Raw genomic sequence first — 20,701 nt, forward strand, 5'->3', positions numbered from 1 at the left:
AACTTATAAACTACTATTTAGTATTTCGGCAATATGCATCACCTTAAGTGGTTGTTTGTTTCTGTTTACAATCCCTTCCATGTGCATCAAGCAGGAATGGTCTGCGCCAGTAAGTACCTCCACATCACTATCTATATGGTCCTGCACACGATCTTTTCCCATTTTAGAAGAAATTGCTTCCTCAAAAACAGCAAAGGTGCCACCAAAACCACAACACTCATCTTTTCTATTAAGTGCCATCAGTTCTAAGCCTTTTACTTCTTTTAGTAAATCTTCTTCAGTAGAGTAATGTTCGCCTTGTACTTCAGAACACTTTCCTAATTTAAGTCCGCGCAAACCATGACAACTTTTATGCAATCCTACTTTGTGAGGAAACGAAGCACCTAAATCTGTTTTTCCAAGAATTTTTACAATGAATTCGCAAAGTTCATAAGCATTATTTCTAACGCGTTTTACCTCAGGCGTTTGTTCTAAAATATCAAAATGATGTTTTACATGATAGATGCAACTTCCAGAGGGCCCAACTATATAATCATAGTCATTGAAATTTTTAACAAATAAGTTGCAAATGCCTTTGGAGTCTTGCTCGTATCCTGAATTTCCAAGAGGTTGACCACAACAGGTTTGTCCTTCGGGGTAATACACATCAACTCCTAATTTCTCAAGGAGTTCAAGCGTTGCAATACCGACCTGAGGATATAATTGATTAACGTAACAGGGGATAAATAATCCGACTTTTATGGCGCTATTAGTCATTTAGTTTAGTGAAGTTTTAGTTAATTAAAAATATCTTAAATTGTGACAAAAACTGTCCTGTTCTGACCTGTATTTTAGAATGCAGTTTTGATTTTTATAATTTCTAATTACAGGGTTACTCAAGTTCTTATTCGTATTTAGGAATTTTTTAGTAACAGAACAGTACAGGATGCAAAAACCTGATGGACGTCCTATTTTCGTTTTCATGAGTATTATAAATTATTCAATACAACTAACTAATTAAACCGTAAGAACTTATGATCCAACACAATATTGACGACGATTATGAAGAATTAGCAGTAGGTGAATTTGAAAGAACCCCTGTGCCAAAATCTAGATTAAAGGGATGGAAATCTTTTTTAGGGATGTATGCAGGTGAACATGCTGCAGGTACTGAATTTATGATTGGCCCCTTGTTTTTAGCTGCAGGAGCCAGTTTGAAAGATTTAATACTGGGATTGTTTATTGGTAATATTCTGGCTATACTTACCTGGAGATATATAGTAGCTCCTATAGCTGTATCAAAAAAATTGACCTTATATTATCAATTGGAAAAAATAGCAGGAAAGCATCTTGTAAAGGTGTATAATGTTGTGAATGGGGTACTTTTCTGTTTTTTAGCGGGCGCCATGATTACGGTTTCTGCTAGTGCTGTCGGGGTTCCGTTCGATATAAGTTTTTCTGTTCCTGAGAGTATCTTTGGTTTAAGTAGTGCCGCGTTTTCAGGAATTGTTATTATCGTAGGTATAGTAATGACCATTGTAGCAGCTGCTGGTTACAATATGGTTTCTAAATTTGCCAATATTGCTGCGCCTTGGATGATTATTGTTTTTGCTGCTTGTGGGATATCTGCAATGTCTCAAATGGAGGTTGATTCTTGGAAAAGTCTTCTAACAGAATGGGATCAAGGAATAAGTGTGGTACAGTCTATTAATGGTAAGGTAGATTTTGGTTTTTGGAAAATTGTAATTTTCGCGTGGTTATGTAATGCTGCTATGCATTTTGGAATGTCTGACTTGAGTATTATGCGTTTTGCCAAGGATAGTCGGGCAGGATGGGGGCCTTCTATAGGGATGTTTTTAGGACACTACATGGCATGGATTTGTGCTTCGTTAATGCTAGCAGCCCAAATAAAATTAACAGGCGATATTTCTGCTAATCCAGGAGCTTTAGCTTGGAGTGTAGTAGGGTGGACTGGAATTATTTGTGTTATTATTGCCGGTTGGACAACCGCCAACCCAACCATTTATAGAGCTGGTCTTGCGTTTCAAAGTTTGTTTTCTTCTAAGGCAAAAGCCTATTCAGGCGTAATTTTAGCTGGTGTTGTGGCTACTGTTGCAGGTATTTTTCCAACACTATCTAGTAAGTTGCTTGATTTTGTCGGTTTGTATGGTACCATTTTGGGACCTATGGGAGGGGTAATTTTTGTTAACCATTACTTGGCAAAGAAAATGGGCTTTACCGAAGACTATGCAGATGAAAAGGGATCTAGCTTCAATGTAGCTGTTTTATTAGCTTGGACCATTCCCGTAGCTTTGGGCTTGTACTTTATATTTGCAAAAGGATTATTTCCTGCTTATGCAGTGATACCTTGTTGGATCGCTTCCAGCGTGTTATATGTACTTATTATGAAACTTCAAAAATCTTAAATTATGAAAATACTAAAATTGATTAGTGTCTTATCCATTAGCGTTTTGATACTGCTGGTAGGCATACTTTCATTCTTAGGTACTATAGAGGTGGCCAATATGAAAACGCTTATGTTAGTAGGAACAATCCTATGGTTTGCTACTACACCCTTCTGGATGAAAGAAGAGGAGTAGATTATTAAAAGATGTTTTTTTAATAGTAATAAAGCGCTTATCTAAAATAGGGCTTGCCGATAAATTTCAGGTAATAGTGCTTAAAAAATGTAACAAAAAACGAACTTGTCTTGAACGAGTCAATTTGATTGCTAAGATAATGAGCAATGTAATACTATTGTCTTAGTTCGATTTGTTTTTCTGTAAATGACGTTTATTTTACTTTCTTTTGAAGTTTTGTAGTATCTGTCATACTATTGATGGTAATCTTAGGGTTTTGATACAAATAGATAGAACTTGTACCTGTAGCATCAATAGTAATATCTTTAATTACTTCTAAATAGGCATCACTGGAAATATTACAAACTACGTTACAAGTATTTATCGTAAAGTTTTTTCCGTTTAATTGTGCATTATTGTCCAACTCTAAGCTTGCAGTATCGCAATTACCTTCAATAACTGCGTTAGCTCTTTCGTATATATTGGCGTTTACGCTTGGAGCATTTACCAAAGCTTCTAATTTGCCATTACCGCGCATATTTACAGCACAGGTGTCTGCTGTTATGTTCAATTTGGTTTTTGCTTTATCTGCACTTTCAAAATTGAAATTATTCGTTTTTATTGTTAGGGCTACTTTGGCTGAACCACTAGTTTTCAATGAGCCATAAAACAAATCTAGAGGTGTTAACCCGTTTACTTCTGCATCATCAGTAACTTCAATATGCTGTAAAAAATCGTCATAACTTACTTTAATGTTTAAGCGTTTTTTCGATGTTATTCTTTTCAATTTATTAAAGTATAGGACACTATCCTTTACCATAAAATCAATCACTTCATGTAAATTCTCATCAGTTTCAATTTCTACCGATGGTATCTTGTTGTAGATTAAATCGATTTCAAAATCTTCATCTAAAGCAATGGTATGAAACGCATTAATTTCAGTAATTACAATAGAAACTAAACGGTTTCCTTTTATTTTATCTGGGTTTTGGGAGTATGTTTCGGTAAACGTTACCAAAACTAGAACTAATGCTAAAAAATATCTTATCATTTTAATGAGGGTTAAAAAGCATAACGCAAATACTATACCGTTATTCTGCTTATTTAGACACACTTAAGTAGAGGGAAGTCACTTTTTGGAGAAAATCAAAGATAATAAAAAACCACCCAAACCAATTAAGGTTTAAGGTGGTCAAAAATTCACAAAGTTTAGTTGGTTATCTTTTACTGATGCTGCCACCAGAGCTTTTATCTGTATCAAGCATTTCAGGATTACCGTAGTATTTCACGCCACCGCCACTAGAAGCTTTGGCGATTAAAGCTTTAGACGTATTAACCGTTAAGTTCGCACCACTAGAGGCTGAAACTTCAGACGACTCAGCTTTTAAGTCACCTGCTTTTATGTTACTGCCGCTACTGGCATCTGCAGATAGACTTACAGTTTCTCCTGATACTTTTAGGTTGCTTCCACTTGAGGAATCACAGGTTAAATCGTTAGTGTTTACCTTTACTTTCATGTTGCTGCCACTACTAGATTTTAAAGCAAGCTTTTCCGAGGTAATGGTATTGGTAGAATATACATTGCTACCACTTGTAGAAGTAATACCAGAGATTGATTTAAAATTCACATTTACTTTTTTAGAAGATGCTTTACCTATTTGTTCCTTGCAATGAATTTTAAGAACGCCATCCTTTACTTCAGTTAAAATAAGTTCTTGCAGGTTTTCATCTGCTTCAACAGTAATGCTCTCGTTACCGCCTTGTGTGAGGTAAACACTTAAGCCTTCTGTTGCTTTTATTTTAGAGAATGGCTCATCCACGGTTCTGGTTTCCATAACGACATTGCCGTTACCTTTTACGCCCCCATTCCAATTCATATTGATGCAGGAGAACATAAGCAAGCTTAAGATTGAGGTTACAATGATTCTGATTAGTGTTGTCATGATGTTTTGTTTTAAAGTGATTGATGATTAGTATTTAATTTTATAGTCTAAATTTAGAATGATTTATAAATAATTTATAATCTAAATATCTGAATTGTTGAATTATAGCGATGAATTGTTAATTGTCTGATTTTATGTCAATACCACTTCTGTCAATATTAACTTTAACATCGTCAGATTCTACTTTTATGCCTTCTTTATTAATTTTTACATTATCGTTGCCATCGCCTATTTCAATGCCATCTTCATTAATTTTAATGCCTTCGGTGTCTACATTAACTTCAAAAGCCTCGTCTTCATTGCAGTCCAAACATTTCGTGTCGTCATGTAATATTTTCAAATAGTGTTCTTCCTGTCCATTATCTAAAATGTCATTGTAGTAAGGGGAATTTCTGTGAAAAGAGTAGGTATTATCATCAGCATACAGTGTTGCACCTTCTGGTAAATACAATATTAATTCCACTTCTTGATCTCTAAATTTATTTTCAAAATCAGTAATTAAAAAGGCATCTAGTAATAATTCGTTGTTGTTCAATGCATAGCTATAGTTAATCGCTTCAGCACGTTTTTTAGCAATAGTATAACTGCTACCTTCAGCTCTTTTTTCAATGCTTAAAGCTGCTAAGGAATCCTTTGTAGATCTTACTATTAATCTAACATCCGAAGAATAGATGATTTTTTCGTCATTTTCATCGGTTACAATTCTAAAACCATGAGCGTCTCTATATAAATGACCGTGTTTTGATCTATAGTAATTATCATTACCTACCATCTTTACAAAAACGGTATCCTTGGCAGTGATGTTAATTTGCTCTTTTTGAACAATATTGGCATCAAAAGCATGTTCGCTAGCATGTTTTACGCCCATTACAATTAAGCCTATTATAGCTATTAACCACAATCCAATTAAGGAGAATTTAGCAATATAACCAATGGACTTTAGGTTATTTACCAAAATTTTTAATCCCAGATAAGCCAAGAAAAAGAATGGTACCCCCACAGCAAAAAGCACAAGTAACGACACCAGCCATATTGGGGTGTTTGCTGCGTTAGCCGCATCAACAATATCAAAACCTGGTATATTCACAGCATCCGAAATACCAACCGTAAATAATGACACTATTAAAGCTATTACCGTAACTGATCCCACAAAGAGCAGTATAGCACCGATAAATTTGGCAAATATTTTAAAGAAGAACATAATAACATCCCCAAGGGTTTCAAAAAAACTTCTTGATGAAGATTTTATGGAATTAGCACCCTTCTTAACATCTACATTTTTGGCTGCATTAGAAACAGAGTCTGATACATTTTTGGCAACATCGCCAACGGTTTCAGTTACGGTATCAAACCCATCCTTAATTTTTTTTTCTATGTTACTAATGTTTACCGGTTCCCCTGTCATCATTATCTTTTCGGCGGTAGTTTTGGCTTCAGGAACCAAAATCCAAAGCAAAATATATAGTAAAATACCAGTACCGGCACCAGCTACCAAAAGTACCCAAGCTAAACGAATCCAAATGGCATCTACACCAAAATAATGACCTAAACCAGAGGATACACCACCAACGTATGAGTTGTCTGTATCTCGATACAATTTTTTAGAAGTTGTAGTTTTTGGTCTATAAGTTTGTTGAGGTTCGTCCTCAAAAATCTCATCATCTACAAGGTAATCCTCAGGTTGCCCCATAATGGTAATCACCTCGTCTACCTCTTTAATTCTAATAACTTGTTTGTCGTTTTGCACACGCTCGTTAAAAAGTTCTGCAATGCGTGCTTCAATATCTGCTATAATTTCAGATCGACCCTGAGAGTCTGTAAATGAACGTTTTATAGCCTCCAGATAGCGTTGCAATTTTAGGTACGCATCCTCATCTATGTGAAAAAATATACCTGCTAGATTTATGTTGACTGTTTTATTCATTATTTTGTTGTTTTTTGGCTTGTTACAATGTTTACCGCGTTTCGTAATTCGTTCCAAGTACTATCTAACTCCTTTAAAAAGAGTTTCCCTGTTTCCGTTAAACCATAGTATTTTCTTGGAGGTCCAGAGGTAGATTCTTCCCATCTGTAATTTAAAAGACCTGCGTTTTTAAGTCGCGTTAGCAAAGGGTAAATTGTCCCTTCTACCACCAGCAACTTAGCGTCTTTAAGCGTTCCTAAAATTTCTGCTACGTAAGCATCTTCGTCCTTTAAGACTGAAAGAATGCAGAATTCCAGAACGCCTTTTCGCATTTGTGCTTTTGTGTTTTCTATCTTCATGTTGTCATGCGTTTAATGTTGTAAAACTGTTCATTTTTTGATTGATTTGATTGATGATATTGATGAAATATTCTTTGTTTATATTGTTATGGCGTTACCACAAGGGTCGGGCTTTCACTACTCAATCCCTCCTGCGTCGGGGATTTCAAACATGCCGTTCAATCCCTAACGCGGCACCGTCTATTTATTACATTGCCGTCATTTTAAAAAATTAATTGTAAATGGATACCTATACAATTCGCCATCTCTTGCCTTTAAACTTGCAATTATAATCAATGCTAATTCTGCGATAAAGGCAATAATAGCTAGTACCCCTAAACCGCCGCCTATATAAAGTAATGGTGATGGTTTTCCCATAGAAATGTGAAAATCATGAAATCCATGAAAATCTATAAAATCCAATCCGCTAAATATTTTAAAAATAAAAAATGGGATGGTAAGTGTGCCTAAAATAATAGCGTATAGCAATATGCTTATTTGAAAGTTTATGGCTTGCTTACCGTGTTGGTCTACAAATTCTGATTTGTCTTTGTTGATGGTCCATAATATTAGTGGACCAATAAAATTTCCAAAAGGAACCACAAACCTACTAAACGTAGATAAGTGGATGAAAGTGGCAATGTTTTTTTGATGATTATCTAACATGATTATTTTGATTGATTAAAAACATATAATAGTTTCCTATGCAAATATATGTCTAAAATCAGGTACTTTGTTACGCATAGTACTATAATTAACATTTTTTTAACATTTTGAGACGACGTTAAATTTCATAACTTAGTGCAAAATAAAACCAGATATATGAAGCTTACCCCCAGTAAATTAAATACCTTTAGTATGTTGAAGTTGCCTTCTGCATACTTATGTGGTGTTCGCGTTAAATATTTAGATGAAAACAAGTGTGAGGTAAGTGTAAAACATAAATGGATCAATCAAAATCCATTCAATTCCATGTTTTGGGCAGTTCAAGGTATGGCCGCAGAACTCTCAACAGGAGCTTTAATGATTGGTAAAATTCAAGAATCTGGAAAAAAAGTGTCTATGTTGGTTACCACCAATAATGCGTCGTTTACAAAAAAGGCAACTGGGAGAATTGTATTTACATGTAATGATGGACACTTAATTGACAAAGCTTTACAAAAAACAATTGAAACTGGAGAAGGACAAACTATTTGGATGAAATCGGTTGGGGTTAACGAAGATGGTGTTGAAGTTTCTACCTTTAATTTTGAGTGGAGTGTTAAGGTAAAACAGTAATTAGTATTCAATTGCAGTTTACATTTAGTTGCTTTTGAAATTTTGAAATCGAAAATTGAATTTTATTTTTAGTTGTAACAAAATCTAAAACAAATCAACATATAAACGAATCAACAAAAAACAATAAAAAATGACTTCACACGAAATAGACTATCGCATTTACGGAGAAGAAATGCAATATGTGGAAATAGAATTAGACCCTAATGAAGGTGTTGTTGCCGAATCTGGCAGCTTTATGATGATGGATGATGGTATTAAAATGGAAACCATTTTTGGAGATGGGTCTCAAAAAGATACTGGCTTTTTGGGTAAAATATTAGGCGCAGGAAAGCGTATCCTTACTGGAGAAAGCTTATTTATGACGGCTTTTTACAATACTTTAGTAGGCAAGCGTAACGTATCTTTTGCATCACCGTATCCAGGGAAAATAATCCCAATAGATTTAACCGAGTTTGGTGGAAAGTTTATCTGTCAAAAAGATGCTTTCCTTTGCGCCGCAAAAGGTGTAAGTGTCGGAATTGAGTTTTCCAAAAAATTAGGTCGCGGTCTGTTTGGAGGCGAAGGTTTCATCATGCAAAAACTGGAAGGAGATGGTATGGCGTTTGTGCATGCTGGTGGTACTATGGCGAGAAAGGAATTAGCTGCAGGAGAAACATTGCGAGTAGACACAGGTTGTATTGTAGGCTTTGATCAAACTGTAGATTACGACATTGAATTTGTGGGTGGTATTAAAAACACAGTGTTTGGTGGTGAAGGTTTGTTTTTTGCAAAGCTTCAAGGGCCAGGAACAGTTTATGTACAATCATTACCATTTAGTAGACTAGCTGGTCGTGTATTAGCATCAGCACCAAGATCTGGAGGTAAAAATAAAGGTGAAGGCAGTATACTGGGAGGTTTAGGCGATATATTAGATGGGGACAATAGATTTTAACAGTGTTAAAATCCTATTAAAAAGGTAGATTTTTGTAATTTTTAGTTAAATTTATACGTTAATTAAACACAAAGCCTATAAATTAAATCTACTTTATTATTACAAACCTAAATCCTAACATTAAAATGGCAAGAGCAATGCTAGAGTACACTAAAACCGTACTGGAGAAAGTGAGTTTTGACGCGACATTGTTTTGCAAAGAAGTACAAAAGGCGGTACAGCGATTACTACCTTACGAGATTGAAGAGCTTAAAATTTATATTCTATCTCTTGTACAGCAAAACCCAGAACTAAATCAATGTATGATTTATTTGAAATCATAAAAAAAGCGGCCAAAGGGTCGCTTTTTTATTGAAATTAACTTCCGCTATTATAGATTTACAATTTGAATTTATCCAATTTTCTAGCAATCCTAAACCCTTTTTCTAGTACAGAATTACTCTCCATACTTTCTGGATTTAACAAAGGATTTGTATGATTAAAATGAATAAAAATGATTTTATTCCTCTCCTGAAAACTCAATTTTTCGAATTTTTTTAAGCTCTCAATCACAAAAGGATGTGGAATTTGAGACATATCCCTGTTGTTTATTTCGTCGCCATCATAAAACGTAGCATCCAAAAAAGCATAGTCCACTTTTTTAATTTCTTCAATAATATCTTCATCCCATTTTTTCCATTTATCAATATCTGGAATAAACAAAGCAGTTTTATTTGGCCCCTTAATTTTATATCCTACAGTTTCTGAAAATTCATCCCTGTGTGGTACTAAAAAAGGAGTGACTTCTAAAGTGTTTGACAGCTGTACAGGTGTTTCATTTTCTATGGTATGTAGTATAATATTTTTGTTTTTCACTAACTGAGACCAAGGACCGTTGTTTTCAAAAAAACTTTTGATTCTGGGCATGGTATAAGTCGGAATTTTGTCTGTATTTGTAGCTTCTTTTCCTAAAAACATCAGCCCTGTATAGTGTCCTATATGGGCGTGTGTTATAAAAATACCATCTACCAAGGTGTTACTTTTATCACCCTTTAAATGAGTCAATATTTCTATCTGTGCTCCAATATCTGGAGTAGCTTCAAACAGATAAGTCTTATTGTTCTCAGTATCCAAAACCCCTAATGACACCACATGTCTTTTAATATTAGCGTTGTTGAATAAATGAGAACAACAACTTTTGTTGCATCCTATTTGTGGAGAACCTGCATCCTGTGCAGTGCCTAGGATAACAATCGAAGGTGCGCTTATATTTTTTTCGTCAGTTGTATTTTTACCTATTACTGCTTCCGAAGACTTTTTCTGTTCGCAGCTTGAAAAAAGAAGCAATACAAGGGTTAGATAGAAGTATTTATAACATATCATACCCAAAAGATAACACTATTCTTTTAATCTAGTTTAACCCGTGCTTCGCGGTTTGCCAATTCCCAAGCTGTATAAAAAATAAGTTGTGTTCTGGCTTCTAAAAACTCATAGTTTATTTTATCTGGCGTGTCGCTTGGTCTATGATAATCAGCATGTGTACCATTAAAATAAAAAATTACGGGAATATTATGTTTAGCAAAGTTGTAATGATCCGACCTGTAGTAAAAACGATTTGGGTCATTTTCAGCATTAAATGTATAATCCAGTTCTAATTTTAATGTGGCATTGTTGATAGAATCTGAAACGGTATGTAATTCCGTGCTCAATCTGTCAGAGCCTATTAAGTACAAATAGTTAGGTTTCCCTTCGTGCTTTTCATCTACACGACCTATCATATCGATATTTAAGTTGGCTATGGTATTCTTCAAAGGAAAGATAGGATCCTCGTCCGCATAATATCGCGACCCAAATAAACCAATTTCTTCACCGGTTACGTGTAAAAACACAATGGAGCGCTTTGGAGGAAATCCATCTTTTTCTGCAGCTTTAAAGGCTTCAGCAATTTCTAAAATACCCACAGTACCTGATCCATCATCATCTGCACCGTTATTGATTTCTCCACTTTTTGAAATCCCTATATGATCTAAATGTGCTGAAATCACCAAAACTTCATCAGGTTTTTCAGAACCTTTGATGTAGGCCACTACGTTCTCAGAAGCGTTGTCCGCTCGATTGTTAAAATATTCCACAGGGATTTCCTGAAAATAATCACCTTCGGCAATGGGAGAGGGTATGCCATTATCTATGTAATGTTCCTTAATAAAATTTATGGCTTTTTTTTGTCCAGGTTCGCCTGTTTTTCTGCCTTCAAACTCATCTGAAGCATAAGTAAATAGCATATTTTTTAACTCATCCGCAGTTATAGTTTTAGCATAAGTTTCAGGATTTGCCACCCGTTTTGCACTTTTATTGGCACTACTACAGTTAATAAGTAATAAGGTTATAACTAATACTAGGCTAAGTTTTTTCATAGTAACAATTTTGAATAAATTAATTAAAAAACACACTGTTCTTATCAGTAGTTACGCGTTTGTCTTGGTTTGCTAATTGCCATGTTGTAGCGAAAATAAGTTTAGTGCGTTTTGCCAATAACTCATAGTCTATTTTATCGGGAGTATCTGTTGGCTTTGAGTAATCTTCATGTACACCGCTAAAGTAAAAAATTACAGGAACACCTTTTTTGGCAAAGTTGTATTGGTCAGATCTTGTGTAATATCGATTATGATCGTTTAAGGCATTAAACTTGTAATCTAATTTAATGTCTACGTATGTTTTTTGAACTGCTTCTGAGATAAAGTGCAGTTCTTTACTAAGTCTGTCGGAACCTATTAAGTAAATGTAATTTTTGTCTTCTGGATGTCTGTCATCTACACGACCAATCATATCCATATTTAGGTTGGCAATTGTATTTTCTATCGGAAAGACGGGGTTTTCAGTATAAAACTCTGAGCCGTATTTTCCAATTTCCTCAGCTGTAAAGTGAGCAAATAGAATACTTCTTTTAGGTGGAAATCCGTTTTTTGCAGCCATTTTAAAAGCTTCAGCTATCTCAAGTAAAGCTACGGTTCCAGAACCGTTATCGTCAGCACCATAATAAATCTCACCATCTATTATGCCTTCATGGTCTAGATGAGCAGAAAGCACTAAGATTTCATCTGGCTTTTCGGCGCCTTCAATATAAGCCAAAACATTTTCTGATGCTTTTGTGTTTTTTGGGAAGTAAGATTTAGAAATTCCTTGAAAATAATTGGTTTCTCCAAGAGGTGATGATACGCCTAAGTCTACATAATAAGATTTTATGAATTCAGCCGCTAATTTGTGCCCACGCTCTCCAGTCATTCTTCCTTCAAATTCTTTGGAAGAAAACCTGTAAAGTAATTTTTTAAGTTCTTCGGGAGTAATAGTTTTTGCATATTGCTTTACTTGTGCACTGTCAACTATTGAAATGTTATTTTTAATATTTTCTATCCTTTCAGTATATTTTGGGGTAGCGCATGTACCAACAAGTGTGAGAAAAGAGATAACGTAAATAAATTTCATGTTGTTTTGATTTTATTCAAAAGCAACTCGCACTTAAAAAGCTTTGTGAGTGAGGAAAACTTTATGCCAGTTTTTTTACTGTGCAAATATATAGAAATTAAGCGTAAAAAAACGGCTACTATTCTATATCAATATCATCTAAATCCAGATCTTCTAACTCCTCAATAGCCTCTTCTTTAGATTCGGCTTCTTTTTCAACCAACGTTTCTGTGTCTCCAACTTCTGTGGTATTAAAAATGGCTTTGTAAGTTGTTAAACCTAAAGCCATAATGGTAAGCAAAAATGAAAATTGAATAATTTTTTTTACGTGTCCAGCTTTCTTTGACAAATAGAATGCTATTAGCCCAAATATCAGGGCAGCTCCACCTGGAAATATAGCTAAATTAGAAGCAGGTAAAACCGATAGTACTATAGTTAAAACAGATGCTGTTACAGCTAGGATAGTGAATAAGCGTTTCATGATAACGGATGTTTTAATTTTTTAAACCAGTAGCAGATTTTATTTTGAGTTCTCCACTTCCCACAGGAATTTTAAACTTACCATAAACCATAATTTTATTGTCATCGGCGGTAAGCCACACTAAATTATCCCTATTGTTTTTTATTACATCAGAGTCATTACTCCCAACAGCAACTTTATAACAGGTTTTACTACCAATAGCAGTATTTATGGTTTCTTTTCCTAAGTAAGTAATTTGCGCTTTCACCTCTTTTCTATCAAAAATAATGGTGAATGATTTTTTTGCTCCCACACTCATGGATTCAAAATCAACAAGTCTGATTTTATAGAGTGTAGCTACAATATCCCGAGTCCCCGAATTTATTTTTACATCTTTCTTTTCAACCCAATCGTTTTTTTTGGTCTGTACTGTTTTAACGGTATTTGTTTTATGGCTGAAGGTGTATTTCATGTTTTTAAAATAGCCACCTTCATTTATATCGCGTTTGTACAGATAAGGCGTTAAGGTTTTTGGGTTCACGTAGCTTTCATATAAGTCTCTAATTTTAAAGAAGTTATCCCATTTTTTATAGGTTATAGCTTTACATTTTAAATGTAAAAGAGTTGCTTTTGAGGTTTTTACATTGCTAGTTTCCAGTGTTACTTGGGCAATATCGTTAAGCACTCCAGACATGTTATAAGATGCTGTGTAAACTAATTTTTCGCCTGCTGCTATCGCAGTTTTTTGCGCTTGGGTTGTACAAGTAACCAGAAAAATTAAAGCTATAAATAAACGCTTCATGACAATGGTGTTTAGAGTTATTAACGAACAGTTATACATTTATTGTGCCGAAAATACAATGCAAGTACCTTTTAAACTAATATTTTTTGCAATTCGTTGAAAAATCAAACTAGGAACTGACAAAAGTCATCAGTTAATTGTATTTGAGAAGTTATATTTATAAAACGTCTAAATCCATTTGGTTATGAAAGCTGTTTTATTACCTACCGATTTCTCCAAAAACTCATTAAATGCCATTAACTATGCAGTGAAATTATTAAAGGATAAACCTTGCGAATTTTACTTCTTAAACGTTCAAAAAGCATCATCATTTTTGTCAGATGATATGATGACGGTTAGCTCTTCAGCTACGGTGTATAAAACTTTAGTTGAAGCTGCTAAAACATCTATTGAAAATATTATTTCAGAACTTAAATTAAAATACCCAAACAAACACCATAAATTTTTCTCTATTGTAGATTATGATAATTTCATTGATGCCATACATCAATCCGTTGAAAAGCATGATATTGATTTGATAGTTATGGGTACAAAGGGCGCAACAGGATTTCAAAAAGTGTTATTTGGTAGTAACACCGTTCGTGTTATAAATCGTTGCACCACGCCAATCTTGGCGATACCTAGCGGTTGTGAGTATCATGAGCTTAATAAAATAGCATTTACAGCAAATCATATTGAACTGTACACTGAAGCGGCATTAACTACATTGGGTAATATTCTTGAAAATTACAATGCACAGTTAACCATTTTACATCTAGCAGGACCAAATACTATTGCTCATAAAAAAATGGATAATATGACGTTTTTTGATACGAACTTTCCAGAAGCCCAACACGATTATATTGATGTGGTAGACAGAGATATCGTCAGCACTATAAGTAACTATATGAAAAATCAAGACTTTAATATGTTAGCTATGGTGAAGAAACCTCATTCTTTCTTAGAACGATTGCTGCATACCTATACTGAAGAGAAAATTGGCTACGCCTTTGATATGCCATTTTTAGTACTTACCAATCCTGAGTCTTAATTTGGATAGTTTTTTACTGGTTAGACAGGGTCATGACATCCTTCTAAAGTTTTAAAATCTACCTCTAAAGTAATTTTTCTTTAGACCTGTAACATTTTTCATTTTCCTGCGTCCTATAAGTATCAATCAAATATTCAATCATCATCATGAAGAGACAGGATAATCAATTAATCGTCATCACTCATTTAAGCCAACTTATTTCGCTGCTAACAGGTTTTGGTAGCCTTATAGTACCGCTAATTCTTTGGCTAACACAAAAAGAAAAAGTGCATCAAATGGACGAGCATGGTAAAAATATCATAAACTTTCAATTAAGTTTAATAGTGTATTGTCTCATTTGCATACCACTCATTTTATTATTCGGTTTAGGCATAGTAGGCTTAATAGTTTTAGGAATAATATCTATACTATTTCCCATTATAAACGCTATTAGGGCCAACAATGGCGAAACACCAAAATACCCATTATCTCTTAATTTTATTAGTTAGTTAGAAAAAAATGAGATAACCAAACGCTCACTTTACGGTGGGCGTTTTTTAGTGAAACTCAATTTTAAGAAGTTTATAAGATGAACTTAAAATTGTAAGTTGAACTAATCCAGCTATTTATCGGGATATTAAGGCTGTACCTTATAGCGTCACTTCGAGTGATTTCGATTTTTTTATCGAAATTGTATCGATAAGTTGGGCGTTACCCTCCTAAGGTCGGGTCGGGCTTTCACTACTCGCTCTCTGCGAGGAGCTCAAACATGCCGTTCAATCCCTAACGCGGGTGTGTTTGCTGGCTTATCTGTATAAATAAAAGTTGTCTGCAATTTTTTACAGTTGTTAATCGCTTTTAAAGACTTTTCTAATGGTATTATATTGATGAATATAAAACTAAAAGATGCTTTAAACGCCATAGAAAACGTTGTAAGCAAACGAGATGATATTGAGTGTCATAAAAAAAGCAGCAATCTTAAACTTGATTACTGCTTCTTCAATATAACTAGATTCTTAAATAAATTCAGAATGACAAATTTATTATTTTAATGCCGACAACTAACTATTCAACATCACTGGCATTACCAACATTGTAATTTGTTCGCCTTCATCCAATCCGTCCACAGGTGTTAAAATACCTGCACGATTAGGCATACTCATTTCTAATTGCACATCGGTAGAACTTAAGTTGTTCAGCATCTCGGTTAAAAAACGCGAGTTAAAGCCTATTTGCATATCATCACCTTGATAATCGCACGTTAAACGCTCTTCGGCTTTGTTGCTGTAATCGATATCTTCCGCAGAAATATTTAATTCGGCACCTGCAATCTTCAGGCGTATTTGGTGTGTGGTTTTGTTAGAGAAAATACTAACACGACGCACAGAGTTTAAAAATTGCGTACGGTCAATACTTAATTTATTTGGATTCTCCTTTGGGATTACCGCTTCGTAATTAGGGTATTTCCCATCTATCAAACGACAAATCAACTCAGAATTTTCAAAAGTAAACTTTGCGTTTGAGTCGTTGTATTCAATCGTTACTTCATCTTCGCTTCCTGCTAAAATACCTTTCAGTAAATTCAAAGGTTTTTTAGGCATGATAAATTCTGCTACCTGACTTGCATTGACGTCTTCCCTTGTATATTTTACCAATTTATGTGCATCAGTAGCCACAAAGGTTAATCCTTCAGTAGAAAACTGGAAAAAGACACCGCTCATTACAGGGCGTAAATCATCATTTCCTGCTGCAAAAATAGTTTTGCTAATGGCATTGGCTAAAATATCTCCCAACATTACAGTTTTACTCGGGTCTTCCAAAGCCACAGCCTTAGGGAATTCCTCACCACTAGCATACGCCAAAGCATATTTACCGTGATTTGAACTAATTTCAACGGTGTTATTGTCTTCTACAACAAAAGTTAAAGGTTGTTCTGGGAATGTTTTTAAGGTATCCAAAAGCAAACGTGCAGGAATGGCAACACTACCTTCACTATCACTTTCTACATCAAGTGTAGAAGACATGGTAGTCTCCAAATCACTGGCAGAAACAGTTAATTTTGTATGATCTAACTCAAACAAAAAATTATCTAAAATAGGTAGCGTGTTAGAACTGTTGATAACACCACCCAAAACCTGTAATTGCTTTAAAAGGTAAGTACTTGATACTATAAATTTCATCTACTTGGAATAGTTTTGTTAAGAAAATCGTTACCTACAAATATATCTTAAAGCAACGTTTTATCGAAACAAACTTATTAACAGTTAGCTAGCGTATTTTTTCTTTCTAAGGTAGTTAAAGCCAAAACCGAACAGTGCCAGTAAAGCTATTGGTAATCCAATGTTTAGCAGTTGCCAAAGCGTTTTTTCTTCAGCTATTTTTTCCTGATTTAAAAAGGCGACTTCAATTTCTTTACTACGAATGTTTATAAGTCCGTTATCGTCCAAAAGATAATTCACCGCGTTTAATAAAAATTCCTTGTTGCCATATAATTTTCCGGTCCATCTATCAAACCCTAATTCTTGTGGTCTGTTGCGCACTACATCGTTTTTAATCACATCGCCATCAGAAATCAAAATCATTTTTGTAGCAACACTTTTATCCTTTCTAGCTTTAACGTCGAAAGGCGTAACTAGATTTGCAAAAGCCGATTTAAATTCGCCTTCCAACAGTACTGCAAGTGACTGCGTTTCGCTGTTGAAGGTTTTAGGGTCGATGGGTTTGGTTACTAATTCCAAACTAATTTCTCGTGGTGTGCCTTCCAATCTGGAAATTGGTGCGGTTTCTAAAAGAATTGTCTTATTAATATCATTTTTAAGCGTGTCAATAGGACTAGCAAAATCAAAACGCACAAAATTCAAATTATTGGTAATAGGATGATTGCTTTCGGAATTAGCCAAAGGCGAATACGGCCAATTTAAATGTTGAAATTGTGAATCGCTACCATCTCCAATAGCCAAGGTAATAGGAGCAGAGTAGGGTGTAGCCACCATTACTGGATTAATGCGAACGCCATAATTAAAAAAGAAGTCTGTTAGGTTTAAATCTCTACCAATAGCATAATTTTTACCTGCTTCGTTATACAAACTATCCTTTTCCATGGCCACAGCGTCAATCAGCCATAAACTTTTGCCACCTTGCATAGTGTATTGGTCCAAAACAAATTTTTCCTCTTCGGTAAAGGGTTCAGTTGGTTTTGCTGAAATCACCAAATCATAACCGCTTAAATCTTGCAATGTTTTTTGAGAATTATTGGCAACACTATCCAAAGTAAATGGTGCAATAAAGTAATATTCGCCTAAAGTTTTGGCAAAATCAGCAATGTATCTATCAGCCAGTTGTGTGTTACCTTTTAATACCGCTATTTTCTTGGATTTTGGAGTGACCAATTTTTTAAAACCATCAGCAAATGCATATTCCAGATGCTGTACAGAATTAGTGACCAATTCTTGCTGTGATGCTCCAATCTTTGTTTTTACTAACGGTATAATTACGGTTTGCTCGTTATAACTTGCCAAAGCCCATGGGAAAATAACTTCCTGTGTGGCTTTTCCGTTTTCTTTAACTTCAAGTTGCATCGGTGTCAAACCACGTTGTGTCATCACTTGAATGGTCTGTTGGCGAGTAGATTCATCTTCTAAGGGATTGATAAAACTAAAAGCTACATTGCCATTTTCATTAGAGAACTCTTCCAATAGCTGACGTGTTTCAGTCTGTAAACGCCTAAACTCTGACGGGAAATCGTCTCCTTTTAAAAAAACGTCGACGACTATTGGGGAATCTGCCTTATTGATGATGTCTTTTGCCGAATCACTTAAAGTGTAGCGTTGGTCTGTTGTGACATCCAAACGTTTATAAGCATAGGTGGAAGCGATGTTTAAAACCAACAAACCCATAAAAACCATCACGATTTTAGTGACATCGGTTTTATTTACTTTTCCAGTTTTAATGCCTAAACGTGTCAATAAAATAAAAAATACAACAACGCTTAAAAAGTAGATGATATCTCTGGAGTCTATGACACCTCGACTCATACTTTTGTAATGATAATTCATCCCGAATTGTTCTACAATAGTACTTGAGGTAAACCCTGAAATACCCTCGAAACCAATAAAAAAGAACAGGCAAATAAACACAGATGTGATAAAAGCCACAATTTGATTATAGGATAAGGTCGAGCAGAACACTCCAATAGTGGTGTAGGCAGCAGCTAAAAACACAAGTCCGAAATAAGAACCAAACGTGCTGCCCAAATCCAAATTTCCAATAGGATTTCCTAGTTGAAAAACGGAATACACATATAAAAGCGTTGGTAACAATGCCATTAAAATCAGAATAAAAGCCCCTAAAAATTTACCTAAAACGATGTTGAGATGGGAAATAGGTTTTGTCAGTAATAATTCTAAAGTTCCCTGTTTTTTTTCATCTGAAAAACTGCGCATAGTCACAGCAGGAATTAGAAATAATAAAATCCAAGGTGCTAATAGAAAGAAAGCTGATAAATCTGCAAATCCGTAATCCAGAATATTGAATTCTCCCTTAAATACCCAAAGAAACAAGCCATTTAAAACCAAAAAAATGGCAATAACTAAATAGCCTATTGGTGATGCAAAAAATGTGTTTATTTCTTTTTTAAGTAGTGCTAGCATTGTTTTTGTTTGCGTCATTACGAGGCTATTAAAAATCAAAATATATTTTGATTGAAAATACCCAAACGTAGTTTAGGACGACGTAATCTTTTAAATTATAAGATTGCTGCGACAAATCTAATAATTTGTCTCGCAATGAGGTTTATATTATTTTAAACTTTCCAATTTATCCACACTCCAAGCTTCAGGTTTCGCATTAAAAAGTACCTTGGTTTCACTCCAAACAGTTTTAAATAATTCAGAATGTCTATAATTTTCCAAATCACTTTCAGACGCCCAGTAACTATAAGTAAAAAATATGTTGTTTTGATTTTTATCTCTGTACAATTCTAAAAACTCACAACCTTCAAAGTTTCTAATGTGTGCTTTATTTTGTTCAAAAATATTAAGGAATTTGTCAATAGATTGCGCTTCAAAGCTCATTTTTACAATTCGTACCAGCATAATGTTGTTTAAAAAATATCCTCTTTTTGAGTTATCACAGGAACAGTTATAAACTCTATGCCAATGGTATCTCTAACTTGTAATCCCATCAATGTAGCGGCACTTCCGTGTTTATCAGAATCACTTTTATACATGGCTATTTCAAGAAACCCGCCAGAATTAAAAACTACTAAACCTTTGCCTTCATCTTGACGCTTTTCCTTAGGTGTATCAAAATTCACCACATCGCTATACTTTTTGTAAATGGTTTTAAATGTATACTGGCGTGCTGTAATTTCAAACTTGCGCCCTTTTTGTATGGTCTCAAAAAACTTTTTCCGAATATTGGTTACCACATTGCCGTAATTATCTATATAAATCACATTGCCAACAATTTTGGTCTTGTCTTCATTAACATTAGGCTTCAAATTGTTAATGGGTTTTATGGCGCTTATGGGCTTTCCTATAACTTCTAAAGTACCACCGCGTGCAATATGGCATGCCACTTTTACAAATACATCCAGCACGGGAAAACTGGTTTGTATCTTATCATGAATGTTGATTTCCACAATTTTTTCTGGAGCAATTTCAGAACAAATCATACTCATAATACCATTGTTGGCGCATATAAAATAATGATCGTCCAATTTCATGGCAATATGTTTGTTCTCCTCGTTCAACTCAGAATCTATTCCAATAATATGAATGGTTCCAGCAGGAAAACTGCTATAGGCATTTTGAATAATATAGGCAGCTTCTGGAATATTAAACGGTGAAACGTTATGTGAGATATCAACAATATTCACATCAGGAAGTTCACTGTAAATAGCGCCTTTTGTTGCACCAGTAAAGTGGTCTTTCTCACCAAAATCGGTTGTTAGTGTTATAATTGCCATGGGCAAATTTGTTGATATGTTTTTAAGGTTAACTCCTCTAAAATTATGTATTTTTGGACTTAGAGAGAAT

General features: G+C 34.6%; 22 protein-coding genes. 7 read left to right on the forward strand and 15 right to left on the reverse strand.

Annotated elements, in window-relative coordinates:
- Positions 1-3 precede the first annotated feature (3 nt).
- Positions 4-756 carry a (Fe-S)-binding protein gene (locus tag EYD45_RS10540; protein WP_130964514.1) on the reverse strand — a complete coding sequence of 251 codons (753 nt, stop codon included), beginning with the start codon at positions 754-756 and terminating at the stop codon, positions 4-6.
- 257 nt (positions 757-1,013) lie between these two features.
- Here EYD45_RS10540 and EYD45_RS10545 point away from each other — a divergent pair, with 257 nt between their 5' ends.
- The gene (locus EYD45_RS10545; protein ID WP_130964515.1) at positions 1,014-2,405 is read left to right on the forward strand and encodes a purine-cytosine permease family protein; all 1,392 of its coding nucleotides are present in this window, start codon (positions 1,014-1,016) and stop codon (positions 2,403-2,405) included.
- 3 nt (positions 2,406-2,408) lie between these two features.
- Positions 2,409-2,579, forward strand: coding sequence for a hypothetical protein (locus EYD45_RS16755; RefSeq protein WP_165453927.1), 171 nt, complete (start codon positions 2,409-2,411; stop codon positions 2,577-2,579).
- A gap of 193 nt (positions 2,580-2,772) precedes the next feature.
- Here the strand turns inward: EYD45_RS16755 and EYD45_RS10550 are convergent, their stop codons facing one another.
- The 5 genes from EYD45_RS10550 to EYD45_RS10570 form a co-directional block, all read right to left on the reverse strand.
- Positions 2,773-3,609 carry a GIN domain-containing protein gene (locus EYD45_RS10550; protein ID WP_130964516.1) on the reverse strand — a complete coding sequence of 279 codons (837 nt, stop codon included), beginning with the start codon at positions 3,607-3,609 and terminating at the stop codon, positions 2,773-2,775.
- A gap of 166 nt (positions 3,610-3,775) precedes the next feature.
- Complete coding sequence (locus EYD45_RS10555; RefSeq protein WP_130964517.1) at positions 3,776-4,501, reverse strand: head GIN domain-containing protein; 726 nt, start codon at positions 4,499-4,501, stop codon at positions 3,776-3,778.
- A 118-nt stretch (positions 4,502-4,619) separates the two neighbouring features.
- Positions 4,620-6,425 (reverse strand): PspC domain-containing protein, encoded by a 1,806-nt coding sequence (locus EYD45_RS10560; protein ID WP_130964518.1) that lies wholly within the window; start codon positions 6,423-6,425, stop codon positions 4,620-4,622.
- Positions 6,425-6,763: a PadR family transcriptional regulator gene (locus EYD45_RS10565; protein WP_130964519.1), complete on the reverse strand. Its 339-nt coding sequence runs from the start codon at positions 6,761-6,763 to the stop codon at positions 6,425-6,427. The genes EYD45_RS10560 and EYD45_RS10565 overlap by 1 nt, the downstream gene beginning before the upstream one ends.
- Before the next feature lie 198 nt (positions 6,764-6,961).
- Positions 6,962-7,408 carry a DUF4870 domain-containing protein gene (locus tag EYD45_RS10570; protein WP_130964520.1) on the reverse strand — a complete coding sequence of 149 codons (447 nt, stop codon included), beginning with the start codon at positions 7,406-7,408 and terminating at the stop codon, positions 6,962-6,964.
- Between the two features lie 156 nt (positions 7,409-7,564).
- Between EYD45_RS10570 and EYD45_RS10575 the strand changes: the two genes are divergently transcribed.
- From EYD45_RS10575 to EYD45_RS10585, 3 genes are all read left to right on the forward strand, one after another.
- Positions 7,565-8,020, forward strand: a complete 456-nt coding sequence (locus tag EYD45_RS10575) for a DUF4442 domain-containing protein (protein ID WP_130964521.1) — start codon at positions 7,565-7,567, stop codon at positions 8,018-8,020.
- Positions 8,021-8,150: 130 nt separating this feature from the next.
- Positions 8,151-8,951 (forward strand): TIGR00266 family protein, encoded by an 801-nt coding sequence (locus tag EYD45_RS10580; protein WP_130964522.1) that lies wholly within the window; start codon positions 8,151-8,153, stop codon positions 8,949-8,951.
- 125 nt (positions 8,952-9,076) lie between these two features.
- The gene (locus EYD45_RS10585; RefSeq protein ID WP_130964523.1) at positions 9,077-9,274 is read left to right on the forward strand and encodes a hypothetical protein; all 198 of its coding nucleotides are present in this window, start codon (positions 9,077-9,079) and stop codon (positions 9,272-9,274) included.
- 55 nt (positions 9,275-9,329) lie between these two features.
- Here EYD45_RS10585 and EYD45_RS10590 read toward each other — a convergent pair whose 3' ends face one another.
- The 5 genes from EYD45_RS10590 to EYD45_RS10610 form a co-directional block, all read right to left on the reverse strand.
- On the reverse strand, positions 9,330-10,277 hold the full coding sequence (locus EYD45_RS10590; RefSeq protein ID WP_233702620.1) for an MBL fold metallo-hydrolase: 948 nt from the start codon (positions 10,275-10,277) through the stop codon (positions 9,330-9,332).
- 59 nt (positions 10,278-10,336) lie between these two features.
- Complete coding sequence (locus EYD45_RS10595; protein WP_130964525.1) at positions 10,337-11,344, reverse strand: M28 family metallopeptidase; 1,008 nt, start codon at positions 11,342-11,344, stop codon at positions 10,337-10,339.
- Positions 11,345-11,363: 19 nt separating this feature from the next.
- Positions 11,364-12,413 (reverse strand): M28 family metallopeptidase, encoded by a 1,050-nt coding sequence (locus EYD45_RS10600; protein ID WP_130964526.1) that lies wholly within the window; start codon positions 12,411-12,413, stop codon positions 11,364-11,366.
- Between the two features lie 118 nt (positions 12,414-12,531).
- Positions 12,532-12,873, reverse strand: a complete 342-nt coding sequence (locus tag EYD45_RS10605; protein WP_130964527.1) for an FUSC family protein — start codon at positions 12,871-12,873, stop codon at positions 12,532-12,534.
- Between the two features lie 13 nt (positions 12,874-12,886).
- Positions 12,887-13,654, reverse strand: coding sequence for a DUF3108 domain-containing protein (locus EYD45_RS10610; protein ID WP_130964528.1), 768 nt, complete (start codon positions 13,652-13,654; stop codon positions 12,887-12,889).
- 184 nt (positions 13,655-13,838) lie between these two features.
- Here EYD45_RS10610 and EYD45_RS10615 point away from each other — a divergent pair, with 184 nt between their 5' ends.
- Positions 13,839-14,684, forward strand: coding sequence for a universal stress protein (locus EYD45_RS10615; RefSeq protein ID WP_130964529.1), 846 nt, complete (start codon positions 13,839-13,841; stop codon positions 14,682-14,684).
- A gap of 146 nt (positions 14,685-14,830) precedes the next feature.
- Positions 14,831-15,172, forward strand: a complete 342-nt coding sequence (locus tag EYD45_RS10620; protein WP_130964530.1) for a DUF4870 domain-containing protein — start codon at positions 14,831-14,833, stop codon at positions 15,170-15,172.
- Between the two features lie 552 nt (positions 15,173-15,724).
- Here the strand turns inward: EYD45_RS10620 and dnaN are convergent.
- From dnaN to EYD45_RS10640, 4 genes are all read right to left on the reverse strand, one after another.
- On the reverse strand, positions 15,725-16,843 hold the full coding sequence (gene dnaN, locus EYD45_RS10625) for a DNA polymerase III subunit beta (protein WP_130964531.1): 1,119 nt from the start codon (positions 16,841-16,843) through the stop codon (positions 15,725-15,727).
- Between the two features lie 84 nt (positions 16,844-16,927).
- Entirely contained in the window at positions 16,928-19,330 is a 2,403-nt protein-coding gene (gene gldG, locus EYD45_RS10630) for a gliding motility-associated ABC transporter substrate-binding protein GldG (protein ID WP_233702622.1), read from the reverse strand.
- Positions 19,331-19,459: 129 nt separating this feature from the next.
- The gene (locus tag EYD45_RS10635) at positions 19,460-19,756 is read right to left on the reverse strand and encodes a putative quinol monooxygenase (protein ID WP_130964532.1); all 297 of its coding nucleotides are present in this window, start codon (positions 19,754-19,756) and stop codon (positions 19,460-19,462) included.
- A gap of 8 nt (positions 19,757-19,764) precedes the next feature.
- Positions 19,765-20,631, reverse strand: coding sequence for an SAM hydrolase/SAM-dependent halogenase family protein (locus EYD45_RS10640; protein ID WP_130964533.1), 867 nt, complete (start codon positions 20,629-20,631; stop codon positions 19,765-19,767).
- Positions 20,632-20,701 lie beyond the last annotated feature (70 nt).

Origin of the sequence: Hyunsoonleella flava (assembly GCF_004310325.1) — a bacterium.
Taxonomy (GTDB): Bacteria; Bacteroidota; Bacteroidia; order Flavobacteriales; family Flavobacteriaceae; genus Jejuia; species Jejuia flava.